The sequence below is a fragment of the Hymenobacter segetis genome (assembly GCF_054776495.1).
Genome location: NZ_BAAHBV010000001.1, coordinates 911,588 through 929,269, shown reverse-complemented (window position 1 = coordinate 929,269; position 17,682 = coordinate 911,588). Strand labels below are relative to the sequence as shown.

General features: G+C 62.1%; 13 protein-coding genes. 7 read left to right on the top strand and 6 right to left on the bottom strand.

What is annotated here, in order from left to right:
• Positions 1-62 precede the first annotated feature (62 nt).
• Positions 63-3,056 (bottom strand): leucine--tRNA ligase, encoded by a 2,994-nt coding sequence (locus ACYU70_RS04005; RefSeq protein WP_342296483.1) that lies wholly within the window; start codon positions 3,054-3,056, stop codon positions 63-65.
• Positions 3,057-3,301: 245 nt separating this feature from the next.
• Here ACYU70_RS04005 and dnaG point away from each other — a divergent pair, with 245 nt between their 5' ends.
• From dnaG to ACYU70_RS03975, 6 genes are all read left to right on the top strand, one after another.
• Positions 3,302-5,392 carry a DNA primase gene (gene dnaG, locus ACYU70_RS04000; RefSeq protein ID WP_342296484.1) on the top strand — a complete coding sequence of 697 codons (2,091 nt, stop codon included), beginning with the start codon at positions 3,302-3,304 and terminating at the stop codon, positions 5,390-5,392.
• A 153-nt stretch (positions 5,393-5,545) separates the two neighbouring features.
• Positions 5,546-6,601: a potassium channel family protein gene (locus tag ACYU70_RS03995; RefSeq protein ID WP_342296485.1), complete on the top strand. Its 1,056-nt coding sequence runs from the start codon at positions 5,546-5,548 to the stop codon at positions 6,599-6,601.
• A 98-nt stretch (positions 6,602-6,699) separates the two neighbouring features.
• A complete protein-coding gene (locus tag ACYU70_RS03990) occupies positions 6,700-7,956 on the top strand; it encodes a glycosyltransferase family 4 protein (protein ID WP_342296486.1) in 1,257 nt (418 codons plus the stop codon).
• Complete coding sequence (locus ACYU70_RS03985; protein ID WP_342296487.1) at positions 7,953-9,143, top strand: glycosyltransferase; 1,191 nt, start codon at positions 7,953-7,955, stop codon at positions 9,141-9,143. Before ACYU70_RS03990 ends, ACYU70_RS03985 begins: the two co-directional genes overlap by 4 nt.
• A gap of 44 nt (positions 9,144-9,187) precedes the next feature.
• On the top strand, positions 9,188-10,414 hold the full coding sequence (locus tag ACYU70_RS03980) for a bifunctional 3,4-dihydroxy-2-butanone-4-phosphate synthase/GTP cyclohydrolase II (RefSeq protein ID WP_342296488.1): 1,227 nt from the start codon (positions 9,188-9,190) through the stop codon (positions 10,412-10,414).
• 262 nt (positions 10,415-10,676) lie between these two features.
• Entirely contained in the window at positions 10,677-11,429 is a 753-nt protein-coding gene (locus ACYU70_RS03975) for a hypothetical protein (protein ID WP_342296489.1), read from the top strand.
• Positions 11,430-11,612: 183 nt separating this feature from the next.
• Here the strand turns inward: ACYU70_RS03975 and ACYU70_RS03970 are convergent, their stop codons facing one another.
• Positions 11,613-12,914 (bottom strand): competence/damage-inducible protein A, encoded by a 1,302-nt coding sequence (locus ACYU70_RS03970; RefSeq protein WP_342296490.1) that lies wholly within the window; start codon positions 12,912-12,914, stop codon positions 11,613-11,615.
• 113 nt (positions 12,915-13,027) lie between these two features.
• On the opposite strand from ACYU70_RS03970, the gene ACYU70_RS03965 reads away from it, so the two are divergent.
• Positions 13,028-13,897, top strand: coding sequence for a DUF4197 domain-containing protein (locus ACYU70_RS03965; protein ID WP_342296491.1), 870 nt, complete (start codon positions 13,028-13,030; stop codon positions 13,895-13,897).
• 88 nt (positions 13,898-13,985) lie between these two features.
• Here the strand turns inward: ACYU70_RS03965 and ACYU70_RS03960 are convergent, their stop codons facing one another.
• The 4 genes from ACYU70_RS03960 to ACYU70_RS03945 form a co-directional block, all read right to left on the bottom strand.
• A complete protein-coding gene (locus tag ACYU70_RS03960; RefSeq protein ID WP_342296492.1) occupies positions 13,986-14,348 on the bottom strand; it encodes a hypothetical protein in 363 nt (120 codons plus the stop codon).
• Between the two features lie 204 nt (positions 14,349-14,552).
• Positions 14,553-15,182, bottom strand: a complete 630-nt coding sequence (locus tag ACYU70_RS03955; protein WP_342296493.1) for an ABC transporter ATP-binding protein — start codon at positions 15,180-15,182, stop codon at positions 14,553-14,555.
• Between the two features lie 172 nt (positions 15,183-15,354).
• Positions 15,355-16,161, bottom strand: a complete 807-nt coding sequence (gene lpxA / locus ACYU70_RS03950) for an acyl-ACP--UDP-N-acetylglucosamine O-acyltransferase (protein WP_342296494.1) — start codon at positions 16,159-16,161, stop codon at positions 15,355-15,357.
• A 107-nt stretch (positions 16,162-16,268) separates the two neighbouring features.
• Positions 16,269-17,663, bottom strand: a complete 1,395-nt coding sequence (locus tag ACYU70_RS03945) for a bifunctional UDP-3-O-[3-hydroxymyristoyl] N-acetylglucosamine deacetylase/3-hydroxyacyl-ACP dehydratase (protein WP_342296495.1) — start codon at positions 17,661-17,663, stop codon at positions 16,269-16,271.
• Positions 17,664-17,682 lie beyond the last annotated feature (19 nt).

Sequence of the window (17,682 nt, the reverse complement as noted above, 5' to 3'; positions counted from 1 at the left end):
CCATAAAAAAAGCCCGCTGGAATTACCAGCGGGCTTTTTTTATGGCGAATTAATTTTCGAATTTACACCACCACGTTCACCATGCGGCCGGGCACCACAATCACCTTCTTGGCCGCTTTGCCTTCGCCGTGCTTGGCCAGGAAATCCGACGCCAGGACGGCGGCTTCAATCTCGGCGGCGGTGGCGGCGGCGGCAAACTGCATCTGCTCGCGCACCTTGCCGTTGATGGCCAGCGGGTACACCACGGTGTCCTCCACCAGGAATTCCTCGCGGAACTCGGGGTAGGCGGCGTGGCTGATGCTGCCGGCCTCGTGGCCCAGTTCCTGCCACAACTCCTCGGCGAGGTGCGGGGCGTAGGGCGACACCAGCAGCACCAGCGGCTCCAGGATAGCGCGCTTGTGGCACTTGAGGGCCGTGAGTTCGTTCACGGTAATCATGAACAAACTGACGGAGGTGTTGAAGCTGAACTTCTCGATGTCTTCCTGCACCTTCTGGATGGCGCGGTGCAGCACCTTGAGCTCGGCGGGCGTGGCCGGCTCGTCGGTGAGGGCAAGGGGCCCGTCTTCGGGGTGGAAGAGGCGCCAGAACTTCTTGAGGAAGCCGCCCACGCCGCTGATGCCGTTGGTGTTCCAGGGCTTGTACTGCTCCAGCGGGCCGAGGAACATTTCGTAGAGGCGCAGCGCGTCCGCGCCGTATTTGTCGATTAGAATGTTGGGGTTAACAACATTGTATTTCGACTTCGACATTTTCTCGACTTCTGTACCGCAGATATAAGTGCCGTTGTCTTCAAGAATAAACTCGGCATCAGCGTATTCTTCACGCCAGTTCTTGAAAGCTTCAACATCTAGTATGTCATTGTCTACTAGATTAACATCGGCGTGAAGCGGAGTAAAGCTTTCAAAATCCAAAGCTGCCAAATCTGCTTCTGGATGATTCGCGTTGAATTGGTCGGAATAACGCTTCGTAACCGCGCCTATTTGCTGATAAGCTGATTTAGCCAATTCTCCAGTATGCTCAAAAGCCATTCCTTGAGCTGCATCAATAGCGTCCTTTTTGCTTTTGGAAATTAAGATTACCGGTGGACTAAACGGTAACGGTTCAAAAGCCTCATGTCCGGCAGTAGTCGGACCAGTTTGAACCCAACGCATATTAACTCGATACACGAAGTTCGACCGCCCCAGAATCATCCCCTGATTAATCAGTTTCTGGAACGGCTCGCCGCTGCTGACGAGGCCCAAATCCTTCAAAAACAAATACCAGAAGCGCGCATACAACAGGTGTCCTGTCGCGTGCTCGGCCCCGCCCATGTAGAGGTCCACGCTGCCCCAGTACTGCTCGGCTTCCTCCGAGACGAAGCGGGCTTCGTTGGTGGGGTCCATGTAGCGGAGGTAGTACCACGACGAGCCCGCCCAGCCGGGCATGGTGCTCAGCTCGTAGGGGTATTTGCCTTTGTAGAGCCAATCTGACGCGCGGCCGAGGGGCGGCTCGCCGGTTTCGGTGGGCTTGTATTCGTCGATTTCGGGCAGCACCAGCGGCAGGTCGCTTTCGGCGATGCCGTAGGCGGTGCCGTCCTTGTAGTAAATCGGAATGGGCTCGCCCCAGTAGCGCTGGCGGCCGAAAATAGCGTCGCGCTGGCGGAAATTCACCTTGCCTTTGCCCAAGCCCTTCTCTTCGAGGAAGGCGATAAGCTTCTGCGTGGCCTCCTTGTAAGTAAGGCCGTTGATGATGCCGGAGTTGATGTAGTGGCCTTCCTTGGTGGGGTCGGCCTGCTGGTCGAGGCCCTGCTGGGCATCGGAAATGGCGGGGATGGGCAGGTTGAAGTGCTTGGCGAAGAGGTAGTCGCGCTGGTCGCCGCTGGGCACGGCCATCACGGCGCCGGTGCCGTAGCCGGCCAGCACGTAGTCGGCCAGCCAGATGGGCACGGGGGCTCCGTTCACCGGGTTCAGGGCATACGCGCCGGTGAACACACCAGATACGGCCTTCACGTCGGTCATGCGGTCGCGCTCCGAGCGGCGCTTGGTGGCGGCGATATACTCGTCCACGGCGGCGCGCTGGCCGGGCGTGGTGAGCTCGTCCACCAGCTCGTGCTCGGGAGCCAGCACCAGGAAGGTGGCCCCGTAAATGGTGTCGACGCGGGTGGTGTAGACCTTGATTTGGGCGTTTTCGGAGCCCTGCACCGGGAAGGTGACCTCGGCCCCGATGCTCTTGCCAATCCAGTTGCGCTGCATTTCCTTAACGGCATCGGGCCAGTCGAGCTGGTCGAGGCCTTGCAGGAGGCGGTCGGCGTAGGCGGTGATGCGCAGGTTCCACTGGGGCATGAGGCGGCGCTCGACGGGGAAGCCGCCGCGCTCGCTCAAGCCGTCCTTCACCTCATCGTTCGAGAGCACCGTGCCCAGGCCGGGGCACCAGTTCACGTAGGTATCCTGCTGGTAGGCGAGGCGGTAGGGGAGTACGGCGGCCAGCTTCTGCTTTTCGCTGAACAAAGCCCACTGGCCGGCCGAGAAGCTGAGGCGGTCGCCGTCGTCGCCGGCGGCGCGGATGCCCTCGCTGCCGCTGGCGGCAAAGCGGGCGGTGAGCTCGGTGAGGGGCTCGGCGCGGTCGGTGTCGAGGTTGTACCAGGAGTTGAACAGCTTGAGGAAAATCCACTGCGTCCACTTGTAGTACGAGGCATCCGACGTGCGCACTTCGCGGCTCCAGTCGTAGCTGAAACCGAGGCTGCTGAGCTGCTGCACGTAGGTTTCAATGTTCTTCTCGGTGGTGAGCGCCGGGTGCTGGCCGGTCTGGATGGCGTACTGCTCGGCGGGCAGGCCGAAGGAGTCGAAACCCATGGGATGCAGCACGTTGAAGCCGCGCAGGCGCTTGTACCGCGTCACGATGTCGGAGGCAATGTAGCCCAGGGGGTGCCCCACGTGCAGGCCCGCCCCGGAGGGGTAGGGGAACATGTCGAGCACGTAGTACTTGGGCTTATCGGAGTGGTTCTCGGTGCGGAAAGTGCTGTGCGCTTTCCAGTGGGCCTGCCACTTCTTTTCAATTTCTTCGGGACGGTATGCGGGCATCTTGCGCGGAGTTTATTCCGGGCAAAGGTAGGACGTAGGAGAAAGTAGGGCGAAATTTGTTGTATCACGTACTGCCGCACTACCAGAACGTCATACTGAGCGTAGTCGAAGCATCTCGCGTGTGGTAGTAATCAAAACCGCAGAACGATTGAGTTAGTGGTGGCACGCGAGATGCTTCGGCTGCGCTCAGCATGACGCTCTGTTATTAGCCGCTTCCGCCCCCATTTGCCCCCGAATAGCCACCCATGGCCCGCATCCCCAAAGAATTAGTTGACCACATCATCCAGACCGCCGACATCGTGGAAGTCGTCGGCGACTTCGTGCAGCTCAAGCGCAAGGGCCAGAATCTGTGGGCACCGTGCCCGTTCCACAACGAAAAGTCCCCTTCGTTCTCCGTAAACCCGGCCAAGTCGCTCTATAAATGCTTCGGCTGCGGCAAGGCCGGCGGCGTGGTGCAGTTCGTGATGGATGTGGAGGGCACCAGCTACGTGGAGGCCCTGAAATACTTGGCCAAGAAGTACGCCATCGAGATTCAGGAGGAGGAAAAAACGCCCCAGCAGCAGCTGGAGCAGAACGAGCGGGATTCCCAGTTCATCGTTTCCGACTTCGCCAAAAACCACTTCCACCGCCTGCTGCTCAATTCCGAGGAGGGCATGAGCATCGGCTACGGCTACCTCAAGGAGCGCGGCCTCAACCTGAGCACCATCCAGACCTTCGAACTGGGTTACTCGCTCGACAGCTGGGACGACCTGATGAAAGCCGCCGAAACGGCCGGCTTCGACAAGAAGTACCTCGAAAAAACCGGCCTCACCGTCATCCGCACCGACGACCAGGGCAAAGACACCGGCCGGCGCTACGACCGGTTCCGGGGCCGCGTGATGTTCCCGATTCACAACATCAGCGGCCGGGTGGTGGGCTTCGGGGCGCGCACCCTGAAGCGCGACGACAAGATGGCGAAGTACCTGAACTCGCCCGAGTCGGAGATTTACCATAAGTCGGACGTGCTGTATGGCCTGTTCCAGGCCCGGCAGGCCATTCGGACGCAGGAGGTTTGCTATTTGGTGGAAGGCTACCTCGATGTGTTAAGCCTTTATCAGGGTGGGATTAAAAACGTGGTGGCCTCATCCGGCACCTCGCTCACCGAGGGCCAGATTCGACTCATCAAGCGGTATTCGGATAACGTGACGGTACTCTACGACGGCGACGCGGCCGGCATCAAAGCCTCGCTGCGCGGGACGGATTTGCTGCTCGAAGGCGGCCTGAACGTGCGCGTGGTGTTGTTTCCAGACGGCGACGACCCCGACAGCTACATCCGCAAAGTGGGCGACCAGCGCTTCACCGAGTACATCGAAACCAAGAGCCAGGACTTCATCACCTTCAAAACCACGCTCGTGGCCCGCGAGGCCAGCAACGACCCCGTGAAGAAGGCCGAGGCCATCCGCGACGTGCTCCACAGCATCGCCAAGGTGCCCGATGCCATCAAGCGGCAGGTGTTTTTGCAGCAGACCTCGGCCACGTTCGGCATCGATGAGCAGGTACTCATCACGGAGTATAATAAGCTGGTGAAGTCACCTGGCCAGCAGAGCAAGCCCGGCGGCCAATCCGACAACCGCGGCAACTATGGCAACGGCGCGGGCAGCGCCAATACCGGCTACCCACCCAGCTCCAACCCGCGCTCGGCCCCGGCCCCGCGCCCGATGAGCGACGAGGAAGAGGCCGAAATGCTGATGTATGGCGGGGCCGAAGCGGCCGAGTCGCTGGGCACCTCGTTCACGTCAGCCCCCAAGAAGGCTGCCGAAGAGGAAGAAACGCCCGACATGCTTCATGTCTGTGAGCGCGAGGTGCTGCGCCTGCTGGTGCTCTATTCCGGTCGCGAAATCGAGCCCGAAGTAAGCGTGGCCGGCTACCTCATGGGCCAGCTCGGCGAGTACCCGCTCCAGAAGCCGCTCTTCGCCGAGATGTGGGAAATCTGCCGACAGGAGCTCCTGGCCGGACGCTTCCCCGATGCCCGCTTGCTGGCCCAGAACGAGCGCGAGGACATCCGCCAGCTCATCACCGACCTGGCCACTGAGCGCTATGAAATCAGCCCCAACTGGCGCACCAAGGAAATCTACGTCTTCAACGAAGTCGACCTGCCCCAGCTGGCCTGCGACAACGCCGTGCTGCGCCTCAACAAAGTCCACGTCCAGCGCGAGCTCGACCAGTGCCTCGAAAAGCTGCGCCACCCGCTGGAAGATGCCGAGATGTTTGAAATCCTGGGCGACATCAAGCGGCTGAAGGAGCTGGATAATGAGCTGGCCGCGCTGCTGGGCACGGTGGTGGCGCGGGGCACCTGAGTAGTCGTCACGAATGAAAAAGCACGGTCATGCAGAGCGCAGCCGAAGCATCTCTACTGCGCAACACTATTCCTTCTGATTGGAATTAGTTGCGCAGTAGAAATGCTTCGGCTGCGCTCAGCATGACGTTCTTGCGAACCCATTTTACCTAGAATGCTCCAACGCCTCAACATCAACCGCCTGATTCTGGCCGTCGTGCTCACCGTGGCCAGCCTGGTCATTGGCATGAGCGGCTTCACTTACATCGAGCACTACGGCCCCATCGATGCGTTTTACATGACGGTGACGACCATTGCCACGGTGGGCTTTGGCGAGATTCACACGTTTTCGGAGGCGGGCCGGCTGTTCGTTTCCATCTATATTCTCTACAACCTGGTGGTGGTGGCCTACCTCGTGTCGGTTTTCTCTTCCTTTATCTTTGACGGCGAGCTGCGCAAAATTTACAAGATGATTCGAACCGACCAGGAGATAAAGCGTTTCAGCGGCCACGTTATCGTGTGCGGCTTTGGCCGCAACGGCCGCCGCGCCTACCAGGAGCTGCGGGCCAGCGGGGCCCGCGTGGTGGTAGTGGAGTCGAACCAGGAGCTGATGAAAAACATCACCGAAGGCCACACCGGCGAGGATTATGATGGCGACGGCGTACCCGGCGGCAACATTTTCACCGTCTTCGGCGATGCCACTACCGACCTCGTGCTCAAGCAGGCCGGCGTGGAACGGGCCTCCGCCCTCATCACCTCGCTGCCCAAGGATGCCGACAACGTGTTCGTGGCCCTCTCGGCCCGCGCCCTCAATCCGCGCCTGAAAATCATCGCCCGCGCCTCGCTCAAAACTTCGGAAAGCAAGCTCATCTCGGCCGGGGCCGACTCGGTGGTGATGCCCGACGAAATCGGCGGCTCGCACATGGCCAAGCTGGTGGTGCGCCCCGAAGTCATCCGCTTTCTGGACCTGATTTCGGGCCTCAGCGCCGATAAACTGCGCCTCGAAGAAATGACGTTCCAGCAAATCCGCCGCGATTTGCACGGCCGTAGCATCCGCGAGCTCGACGTGCGCTCCATCACCGGGGCCACCATCATCGGCCTGCGCCAGGCCGATGGCTCCCTGCTGGTGAGCCCGCCCGTGGACTACGTGCCCATTCCCGGCGACGTGTTGTTGGTGCTCGGCAGCGAGGAGCAGATTGAAAACTTCGAAGTGCGCTTCCGGCAACTGTAAGGGTAATTATGAATTGTGAATTAGAAATTATGAATTGGCTCGTCAGCCGTTCCTCCAATAATTCAAAACTCATAATTCATAATTCATAATTCAACGAAATGCACATCCTGCAACTCTGCCCCCGCGTTCCGTTTCCGCCCCACGACGGCGGGGCCATTGCCATGTACGACGTGGCCGCTGGCCTCGTGCGGGCCGGGCACCGCGTCACGCTGCTGGCCATCAACACGCCCAAGCACCGCCAGCCGGCCGATGCGCTGGCCCACCTCGGCCCCAACCTGCGGCTGGTGCTGGTGGACGTGGATACCGATATTTCGGCCGGGAAGGCCCTGAAAAACCTGCTTTTCAGCCGCCAGCCTTATAATGTGGAGCGGTTCATCAGCCCGGCGGTGGGCGAGAAACTGCTCGAAATCCTGCGCACTGAGCAGGTCGATATCGTGCAGATGGAGGGCACCTTCGTGGCCTGGTACGCCGAACTGCTGGGCCGCCAGCACCGCCAGGATTTCCGGGTGCCGCCGCTGGTGCTGCGGGCGCACAACCTCGAAAACACCATCTGGCACATGCTGGCCCGCCGCGAGGGCAACCCGCTCAAGCGCGTATTTCTGCAAACCATGGCCCGCCGCCTGGAGAAATTCGAGCGGCGCTACCTGCGGCAGTTCGATGCCGTGGCGGCCATCACCGAGGCCGATGCCGACCGTCTGCGGGCCTTGCATTGCCCCGAGCCGGTGGTGTTCATCCCGGCCGGGGTGGAGCTGGACCGCGTGCAGGCCAATCCGGAAATTCAGCCCAAGCCGCGCACTTTGTTCATGATTGGCTCGCTCGACTGGCTGCCTAACCAGGAAGGGGTGGAGTGGCTGCTGCGCGAGGTGTGGCCCACTTTTCACGCCGAATTCCCCGATGTGGAGCTGCACATTGCCGGGCGCAACGCCCCCGCGCACCTGCTCAATCTGCGGGCCGACAACGTGTTTATGCACGGCTTCGTGGAGTCGGCCCCGGCGTTTATGCAGGCGTATGATTTGATGCTGGTGCCGCTGCTCAGCGGCGGCGGCATGCGCGTGAAAATCATTGAGGGCATGGCCCTGGGCAAGGCCATTCTCAGCACCAGTCTCGGGGCCGAGGGCATTGCCGTGCGCGACGGCCACGACATTGTGCTGCGCGATACGCCCGCCGCCTGGCTGGAGGCCCTGCGCGCCTGGGCCCGGGGCACCTTGCCCACGTCCCGGCTCGGGGCCGAAGCCGCCCGCACCGCCTCCGACCTCTACGACAACCGCCGGGTGGTGCAGCGCTTCGTCGATTTGTATGCCCAATTACTCGTGCCCGCGCCGGCCGGCACGCCCGCTCATTCGCCGCCCGCATGAAGCTGCTCGTTCTGCTCTCGCGCTTCCCGTACCCGCTCGATAAGGGCGACAAGCTGCGCGCCTTCCACCAGCTCCGCTACCTGGCGGGGCATCATGAAATCTGCCTGTTTGCCCTTTCTGATGAGGATGTTTCGGACGAAGCCTATGCGGCAGTGCGCCCGCTGTGCCGTGGCGGCCTGGTGGTCCGCCGCCTGCGTCGGCCCGGCATTGCCCGCAACATGACCTGGGCGCTGGCCACCGGCAGGCCCTTGCAAGTGGGCTATTTCTACGACCCGGCCGCCCAGCGCCTGGTGGATGAGTTGCTGCGCGATTTTCGGCCCGACCACGTGTATTGCCAGCTCATCCGCATGGCCGAATACCTGCGGCCCCACGCCGGGCGCGTGCCGATGACGCTCGATTATATGGACGTGTTTTCGGCCGGGGTGGCGCGGCGGGCCACGCAGGCTCCGCGCTGGCAGCGGTCCGTGCTGGCTCTCGAAGCCCAGCGCCTGTTGGCCTACGAAGCGGCGGCTTTCGACTGGTTTCAGCACCACACCATTATCAGCGACCAGGACCGGCAGCTCATCCAGCACCCCCGGCGGGCCGAGATTGATATCGTGCTCAATGGCATCGATACCGATTTTTTTCAGCCCCGGCCCGAGGCCGCCAAGACCTGCGACGTGCTGTTTTGCGGCAACATGAGCTACCACCCCAACGTGGATGCCGCCTGCTTTCTGGCCGAAGAAATAATGCCCTTGGTGCGCCAGCGGCACCCTACGGCCCGCCTGCTGGTGGCGGGCACTACGCCCGCGCCCCGGGTGCAGGCGCTGGCTTCGGCCCACGTCGAAATCAGCGGCTGGGTGCCGGATATCCGGGCGGCGTATGCGTCGGCGCGGGTGTTTGCCGCGCCCATGCGGGTGGGCACGGGCCTGCAAAACAAGCTGCTGGAGGCCATGGCCATGGCGCTGCCCTGCGTGACCACGCCGCTGGCCAACAATGCCCTGGGCGCTACCGACGGCGAACAGGTGCGTGTGGCCGGCACGGCGGCCGAGCTGGCCCAGGCCATCAGCCACCTGCTGGAAGATGAGGCTGAGGCCCGGGCGCTGGCCGCGCGCGGACAGGCCTTTGTGACGGCGCGCTACACCTGGGCCGGGGCCACGGCGCGGCTCGAAGCGCGGTTTGGGGAGGGCGCGGCCAGCCGGCGCTAACTTTGCGCTCGCCCTCGTTGTTATGGGCCGAAATACTCCACCCCATGCTTGACTCCATCGAATCCGCCATTGCCGACATCCGGGCTGGCAAAGTGGTCATCGTCGTTGACGACGAAGACCGTGAAAACGAGGGCGACTTTATCTGCGCCGCCGCCTGCGCCACCCCCGAAATCATCAACTTCATGGCCACCCACGGCCGGGGGCTGGTGTGTGCCTCGCTGCCCGAGGAGCGTTGTGAGGCCCTGGGCCTCGACCTGATGGTGGGCCACAACACGGCCCTGCACGCCACACCGTTCACGGTGTCGGTCGATTTGCTGAAGAACGGCGTGACCACCGGCATCTCGGCCTCCGACCGCAGCAAGACCATTCTGGCCCTCATCGACCCCACCACCAAGCCCGAGGAACTGGGCAAGCCCGGCCACATTTTCCCCCTCAAGGCCCGCAAGGAAGGCGTGCTGCGCCGCGCCGGCCACACCGAAGCGGCCGTGGATTTGGCCCGCCTGGCGGGGCTGGCCCCGGCCGGGGTGCTGGTCGAAATCCTGAAGGAAGACGGCGAAATGGCCCGCCTGCCCGACCTCGAAATCGTGGCCAAAAAGTGGGGCCTGAAGCTGGTTTCGGTGCAGGACCTCATCAAGTACCGCCTCGCCACGGAAAGCCTGATTACCCGCGAAATCTCGGTGCGGATGCCCACTGAGGACGGGGATTTCGACCTCTACGCCTTCACCCAAAACTCGAACGGGGCCAAGCACCTGGCCCTGGTGAAGGGCGACATCAGCGGCCCCGAGCCGGTGCTGGTGCGCGTGCACAGCTCCTGCGTGACGGGCGACATCTTCGGCTCGTGCCGCTGCGACTGCGGCCCGCAGCTGCGCCAGGCCATGCGCCAGATTGAGCGCGAAGGCCGCGGCGTTATCGTTTATATGAACCAGGAGGGCCGGGGCATCGGCCTGCTCAACAAGCTCAAGGCCTACAAGCTCCAGGAGCAGGGCCGCGACACGGTGCAGGCCAACGAAGACCTGGGCTTTAAGGGCGACGAGCGCGACTACGGTGTGGGCGCCAGCATCCTGCGCGACCTCGGGGTGCGCCAGATGCGCCTGCTCACCAACAACCCCCGCAAGCGCACCGGCCTCATCGGCTACGGCCTCGAAATCGTGGACACGCTGCCCATCGAAATCGACTCGAACCCTCACAATGAGGCGTATTTGACTACCAAGCGCGACAAAATGGGGCATACCATCATGAACGTGGTGCCGGCGGAAACGCCGGCGGCGTAAGCCTCCAGCGCCTGTTTGCCAAAAAGGCCAGCCCACCGGGCTGGCCTTTTTTGGTGGAAGCGGGGTCGGTGAATGCTGTAGGGGCGGGGCTGGCCCCCGCCCGGTCGTTGAACGGAATCGGTGGTTTTGTGCGAACATCCAGACAGGGGCCAGCCCCGCCCCGACATCATTCTCAAAAAAGCCCGCCTTTATCATTTACAAATAGGAATCAGCAGGATTTGATACCTTGTGCGTCATTGGATTCACCCCTCCTCTAAACACGATGAACATTCGGTTTTTAGCCTACCTGCTGCTTTTGGCGCGGGGCACGGCGCACGGCCAAGCCAACACCGGAGTGCGGTTGGATTTTCAGTTCAGCCGCATTGTGCTGGCCAACGGCGACACGTTGGCGGGGCCGGTGGCGATGCACTACGCGACCGATGTGCTGTATCTGGCGCAGCCCGATGGCACGGTGCGCAACCTGGTGCCCGGCATGGTGGCGGCCTTTGCGGTGCAGGGCGAAAAGTTTGCCACGGGGCAGGGGCGCTACCGGGTGGCCCGGGCCGCCGACCCCACGGTGCTGCGGCTGTTTCGCACCCTGCCCTGGAACGGCGAGCACCCGGACCAGCGGCCGGAGCCCTACTTCTTCGAGCAGCTGGCCGAAGGCCCCGTGCTGCTGTTGCGGCGGCAGTTTCTGGTGCCGCGCCAAGTGGCCCTGAATATGGCCGGGCCGGCGCACGGCGGCGGCCTGAGCCGGAGCCTGCCCGTGGCCCCGGGCAAGCTGCCCGTGGTGGACATCGCGCCGGTGCAGTTCCGCACGGTGAACGAGCTGCAGGATGTTTTTTACCTGGCCTGGCCCACCGGCGAAATCAGGGCGCTGCGCAACCCCCGGAAAGACCTGCTGGCGGCTTTCCCCGAGCAGGCGCAGCAGCTACAGGCCTACGCCCGGGCGCAGGGCCTGGGGTTTGCCACCGCCCGGGAGCTGCATGAGCTGGTGAGCTACGCCAATTCGTTGGCCAGTGCGGCGAAGCCGTAGGTGGTGGCCGCCCGGCCCGGCGGGCGCTGGCCGGGCGCTGGCAACAAGTCGTTACAAAGGCCCGGCAAGTGTAAAATGAGACAAGCCCCGGCACCATTGCGGTGCCGGGGCTTGTCTCATCTCAGGGCTGGTCACTGAGAACAGGACGGATTGCTTCGTCGTGCCTCCTCGCAATGACAACCGCTACCCCAGCGCCAGCTGCTGCCGCAGCATCGTGAGCATCGATTGGGCGGCGTATTCCGTGTTCAGGGCGCGGCCCCGGTCCAGCACGTACTCGCGGCTGATGGTGTGGGTGGCGTCGGCGTAGGCGAGGCACACGGTCCCCACTTTCTTGGTTTCGGTGGCGCCGGTGGGGCCGGCAATGCCGCTGATGGCCACGGCCACGTCTACGCCTAGGCGGTGGCGGGCACCCTCAGCCATCTCGCGCACGGTGGCCTCGCTCACGGCCCCGAACTCGGCCAGGGTTTCGGGCTTCACGCCCAGCTCCTGCTGCTTGATGTCGTTGTGGTAGGCCACGATACCGCCCCGGAAATACGCCGAGCTGCCCGAAACGCTGGTCAGGCGCTGAGCAACCATCCCGCCGGTACAGCTTTCGGCCGTGCCCACGGTGAGGTTTTTGGCGAGTAATAACTTGCCGATGGCGGCTTCGAGCGTGGTTTCTTCTTCGGCAAAAATGTACTCGCCGATGCGCTCGCGCAGGGCGGGCAGCAGGGCCAGCATGCGGCCGCGCAGGTCGGGCAGGCCGTCGTCGGAGCCGGTCAGGCGCAGGCGCACGGCCCCGAAGCTGGGCAGGTAGGCCAGCTTGATGTTGGCGGGCAGGGCATCTTCCCAATCCTCGATTTGCTTGGCCAGGAAGCTCTCGCCCAGGCCGGCCGTCATGATGACGACGTGCTCGATGGGGGCGATGTGAAACTGCGCCTGCAGGCGCGGCAGGACGTGGTCAGTCATCAGGCGCTTCATCTCGAAGGGCACGCCGGGCATGCTCACGAAAATGGTGCCCTGGTCGGAAAACCACATGCCGGGGGCCGTGCCCACCGCGTTGTGCAGCACCTCGCAGTTGGCCGGCACTAGGGCCTGCTGGCGGTTCACGTCCAGCATGGGCCGCTGGAATCTTTTGAAAATCTCTTCGACGTGGTGCAGGGTGGGCTCGTGCATTACCAGTTCGGTATTGAAATAGCGGGCGAGGACATGCTTGGTCAGGTCGTCCTTGGTGGGGCCGAGGCCGCCGGTGATGAGCACCACCTGCGCCCGCTGCCGGGCCTGGTCCAGGGCCGCCACAATCTCATCGGCCCGGTCCGATACCGATGAAATCTGCCGCACGCGCAGGCCGATTTTGCCCAGCTCCTGGCCCATGAAGGCCGAATTGGTATCGATGACCTGCCCGTAGAGCAGCTCGTCGCCAATGGTCATGATTTCGACATCGGGCGGCGCGGCGTGGGGGAGCTGAGGGGCGCTGGAAGCAGGGATGGGATGAGCCGTGGGCATGAGTTGGGCGAAAAAAATAGGTTTGGCCGCAAAATTGTCTTCAATTTGCACAAGCGGCGGTCCAAGGACAGCCACAGGGGCCTTCCGGTTTTCCCGCCGCGTCAGTTTATTTCATGTTTACTCGCATTGCCAGTGCCTTGCTCGTAGCCGGCCTGCTGGCCGCTTCGGCCCCCGCCGCCCACGCCCAAACTACCGCCGCTAAAACCGCTGCCGCCAAAAAAGCCGCCGCCGCCAAGGCCGCCGCTGCTAAAACGGCCGCCGCGAAAGCCGCCGCGACCAAAGCCGCTGCCGCCAAAGCCGCTGCCGCCAAAGCTGCCGCTGCCAAAGCTGCCACCACCAAAGCCCCCACGCCCGTAGCCGCGCCCGCCGCGCCTCTCACCGAAGCTCAGGCCAGCGCCGGCATCAAGGAAGCCCTCAACAAAGGCATCGTGAAGGCCGTGCAGTTCGCCTCGGAGCCCGATGGCTTCAACCTCAACGACGACATTCACATCCCCACGCCGCCCGACCTTGACATTGTGAAATCGACCGTAGGCCGCCTGCCGGGCATGAACACGCTGTTCACCCAGCTCGAAACCCAGCTCAACCGCGCCGCCGAGGCCGCCGCGCCCAAAGCCAAAGACATTTTCCTCAACGCCTTGGCCAACATCAGCATCACCGATGCCCTCACGCTGGTGACCAGCAGCTCGACCGACGCGGCCACGCAGTTCCTGCGCAAATCCACGCAGGCGCAGTTGAACGCGGCTTTCCATCCCGACATTGAGGCCGCCATCGACCAGGTAGGGGCCGGCCGCGCCTACGCCACCATCACCAACCAGTACAACAAAATCCCGCTGATGACGCCCGTCAACCTCAGCCTGGCCGACTACACCACCCAGAAAGCCGTGGATGGCCTGTTCATCCTGCTGGCCAACGAGGAAGCCAAAATCCGCAAAAATCCCGCCGCCCGCACCAGCGACATCCTCAAAACGGTGTTCGGCCGCTAGGCGTCAGATTACCGCATTAGTTGATTAAAAAAGCCCCTGCTGGAATTTCCAGCAGGGGCTTTTTCATGGGCAAAAATGCTACGGTATTTTAGTAATCGTCGCTATCGAAGCTGCTGCCGCGGCGGCTGCCCCGGCCACTGCTGTAGCCTTCGTCGTCTTCATCGTCATCGTCAGCGAATTCGTCATCATCATCGTCGAGGCTGGTGAAACCGCCGCGGTCGGAGTTTTCGGCGCGCTCGGCTTCCACGAATTCTTCTTCGCTCATGTTGGCCAAGTCCAGGGCCTCGTCGTGCGAGGAGCCGGTGTCGGTCCACATCAGGTAGTCGGCGTATTTGGCCGAGAGGCGGTCTTCGGTATTGCCGATGGCGGCAGCGCCGCCTTTTTTGGCATACGTATCCAGGTCGTCATCGTCGGCGAGCAGGTCGTCGTCCAGGTCGTCGTCATCAATCATGGCCAGGGCGGATTAGGTTGAGGTGAGAAATGATGCTTGAGTAGGCCGCGAAGATACGTCCCAAGCTGATTTTCGGTTCCCTTCCTGGGCCTTTGATTTCGATAAAAAGGTAAGCTCAAGCTTGGGAATGGCGTTTTTGTCCGCTCGTCGGGCTGTTATTCTGACCAAGAAATCAGGAAGTTGAAAGCCCGAAAACTACGGATACTAACCGTGCACCAACTGAAAATCCGTCACCACCAATTGCTCATCGCAAAAGCCATATTCGGCCGGCACATTGGAGCTCAACAGTAGGGTGCGGCCGGCGCGCGTGGCCTGCACGTGCTCCTGGTACCAGGCCACGCCGGTGGTATCGAGGTTGGTGGTGGGCTCATCGAGCAGGAGCAGGGGCGCATCGGCATATAGCGCGAGTCCCAGTTTCAGCCGCTGCTTCATGCCGGAGGAAAACTCGCGCACCAGCTGGTGCCGCGCCTTCTCTAAGTACATAATGCCGATGAGCTGGTCGAGCGTCACGCCGGGCCGCAAGGGCTTGAATTGGGTATGAAATTGCAACATCTCCATCAGCGTCAACTCCTCCAGCAGCTCCAAGTAGGGGGCAGCGTAGGCCAGATGCCGGGGCACATCCTCCACGGCCAGGTTTTCGCCCGCCAGTGAGTAAGTCAGCGTGCCCTCGGTAGGAAGTAATTGCCCCGAAAACGTATTCAGCAACGTGCTCTTGCCCGCGCCATTAGGCCCGAGGACAGCCGTGGCACTGCCCGGCCGGAAAACGCGCGTCAGGCCCCGGAAAATCCAGTCGCGCTGGAAGCGCTTGCCCAGGCCGGTGGCGTCGATTTGCAAGGTGGAGAAGGTTGACTGGTTGGTTGAAACGATAGAACGTCATGCTGAGCGCAGTCGAAGCATCTCTACCGCGCAACTAATCCTTTCGATTGGATTTACTACTGCGGTAGAGATGCTTCGGCTGCGCTCAGCATGACGTTCTTTTTTGCATCAATGCCAAAGCAGGAATTAATTACTCCGACTCGCTGCCATCAGGCCGGCCGCGCTTGGGGCCTTTGATGATGCCCCGCGTGGCGGCCCGCACAAATTCCACGGCTAGGTCGCGCTCGGGCGTGGCGGGTAGCTCACGCTCAATCTGCGTCAGGGCGTCGTTGTTGTTGAGGCCACCCAGAAAGAGCGTGCGGTACAGCTGCTGCACCATGTTGATGGCGTCTTCGGAGAAGCCCCGGCGGCGCAGGCCCACCGAGTTGGCCCCGGCGTAGGAGAGAGGCTCGCGGCCGGCTTTCACGTACGGCGGCACGTCCTTGCGCACCAGCGAGCCGCCCGAAATCATGGCGTGCGCCCCTATTTTAACGAACTGATGCACTGCCGACGACCCGCCTACGATGGCATAATCGCCAATCTCGACGTGGCCTGCTACCTGCACGGTATTAGCCAGAATGCAGTGGTTGCCGATGATACAGTCGTGGGCGACGTGCACGTAGGCCATCAGCAGACAGTGGCTGCCCACGCGGGTTTCGCCGCGGTCCACGGTGCCGCGGTTCACGGTCACGCACTCCCGAATCACGGTGTTGTCGCCGATTACAGCGGTGGTTTGCTCACCGGCAAACTTCAAATCCTGCGGCACGGCCCCAATCACGGCACCCGGAAACACCTGGCAATTGGCCCCGATGCGGGCCCCGTTCATGATGGTCACGTTCGGCCCAATCCAGGTGCCCTCCCCAATTTCGACATCGGCCGCAATGGTCGTAAACGGCTCGACGGTGACGCCCGCCGCGAGGCGAGCCGAAGGGTGAATATAGGCGAGGGGGGAAATCATGTACTCAGTGGTCATTTATCATTTAACATTTAACAGAAGGTAAAGGCTTGGTTCATGTGAGGCAGCCTTAGGTCTTGTTAAATGATAACTGTTAATTGTTAAATGAATTAGGCGTCTTTGCGAACGATGGCGGCGCTCATTTCGGCTTCGCACACCACTTTGCCATTCACGAAAGCCTGGCCGCGCATCTTGGCAATGCCGCGCTTGATGGGGGCCAGCAATTGGCAATGATACACGATGGTATCGCCGGGCAGGACTTTTTTGCGGAACCGGGCGTTTTCGATGCCCAGGAAATACTGCCAATAGTTTTCGGGGTCGGGCACGGTGTTCATCACCAGGATGCCGCCGGTCTGGGCCAGGCCCTCGATTTGCAGCACGCCGGGCATCACCGGGTTGCCGGGGAAGTGGCCCTGGAAGAAAGGTTCGTTAATCGACACGTTTTTCACGGCCGTCACCACCTGGTCGTCCAGATGAATGACTTTGTCAATCATGATGAACGGGTAGCGGTGGGGCAGCACCTGCATGATGCGGTTGATGTCCATTACCGGCTCGCGGTTGGGGTCGTATGCGGGCACCGGGTTGGTGCGCGACTCCAGCATCTTCTTCTTGATTTTCTTGGCGAAGGCGACGTTGGCGGCGTGGCCGGGGCGGGCGGCCAGAATTTGGCCTTTCAGCGGGCGGCCCACCAGGGCGAGGTCGCCCACGAGGTCGAGCAGCTTGTGGCGGGCGGGCTCGTTTTTGTGGCGCAGGTCCACGTTGTTCAAAATGCCCTCTTTCTTCACCGATACGCGGGGCTTGCCCAGCATTTTGGCGAGGTCGGTCAGCTCATCATCGCTCACCACACGGTCCACGACCACGATGGCGTTGGAGAGGTCGCCGCCGCGAATGAGGTTGTTTTTGTAGAGCATTTCCAGCTCGTGCAAAAAGCAGAACGTGCGCGACGACGCAATTTCTTCGCTAAACAGGCCGATATCCGTGAGCGTGGCGTGTTGCGAGCCCAGCACCGGCGAGTTGTAGTCCACCATCACCGTGAGGCGATAGTCGGAGAGAGGCAGGGCGGCAATTTCCACGCCGCGCGCATTGTCCACGTACCGAATGCTTTCCGGGATTTCGTAGTAGTTACGCAGCGCGTTCTGCTCTTCAAACCCGACCGAAACCAGGGCCTTGATGAACTCGGCCGACGACCCGTCCATGATGGGCGGCTCGGGGCCGCTGAGCTGAATCAATACGTTGTCGAGCTGCAGGCCCACGAGGGCGGCCAGCGTGTGCTCCACGGTGTTGATGCGGGCACCGTTCTGCTCAATGGTGGTGCCGCGGCTCAAGTCCACCACGTTGTCCACGTCGGCATCGACGATGGGCTGACCGGGCATATCGACCCGCTGAAACTTGTAGCCGTGGCCCACCGGAGCGGGGCAAAACGTCATGGTGGCCTCTACGCCGGTGTGCAGTCCGATGCCGCGCACCGTCACGGGTGCCTGAATGGTGTGTTGCTTGTCGTTCATTCTTGCTGATTGTCAGTTG

Excerpts from the sequence above, each read along its gene's own strand:
- ACYU70_RS03960 (WP_342296492.1), bottom strand. The coding sequence starts at position 14,348 with ATGATTGATGACGACGACCTGGACGACGACCTGCTCGCCGACGATGAC.
- ACYU70_RS03995 (WP_342296485.1), top strand. The coding sequence starts at position 5,546 with ATGCTCCAACGCCTCAACATCAACCGCCTGATTCTGGCCGTCGTGCTC.
- ACYU70_RS03990 (WP_342296486.1), top strand. The coding sequence starts at position 6,700 with ATGCACATCCTGCAACTCTGCCCCCGCGTTCCGTTTCCGCCCCACGAC.
- ACYU70_RS04005 (WP_342296483.1), bottom strand. The coding sequence starts at position 3,056 with ATGCCCGCATACCGTCCCGAAGAAATTGAAAAGAAGTGGCAGGCCCAC.
- ACYU70_RS03945 (WP_342296495.1), bottom strand. The coding sequence starts at position 17,663 with ATGAACGACAAGCAACACACCATTCAGGCACCCGTGACGGTGCGCGGC.
- dnaG (WP_342296484.1), top strand. The coding sequence starts at position 3,302 with ATGGCCCGCATCCCCAAAGAATTAGTTGACCACATCATCCAGACCGCC.
- ACYU70_RS03970 (WP_342296490.1), bottom strand. The coding sequence starts at position 12,914 with ATGCCCACGGCTCATCCCATCCCTGCTTCCAGCGCCCCTCAGCTCCCC.
- ACYU70_RS03975 (WP_342296489.1), top strand. The coding sequence starts at position 10,677 with ATGAACATTCGGTTTTTAGCCTACCTGCTGCTTTTGGCGCGGGGCACG.
- lpxA (WP_342296494.1), bottom strand. The coding sequence starts at position 16,161 with ATGATTTCCCCCCTCGCCTATATTCACCCTTCGGCTCGCCTCGCGGCG.
- ACYU70_RS03965 (WP_342296491.1), top strand. The coding sequence starts at position 13,028 with ATGTTTACTCGCATTGCCAGTGCCTTGCTCGTAGCCGGCCTGCTGGCC.
- ACYU70_RS03985 (WP_342296487.1), top strand. The coding sequence starts at position 7,953 with ATGAAGCTGCTCGTTCTGCTCTCGCGCTTCCCGTACCCGCTCGATAAG.
- ACYU70_RS03980 (WP_342296488.1), top strand. The coding sequence starts at position 9,188 with ATGCTTGACTCCATCGAATCCGCCATTGCCGACATCCGGGCTGGCAAA.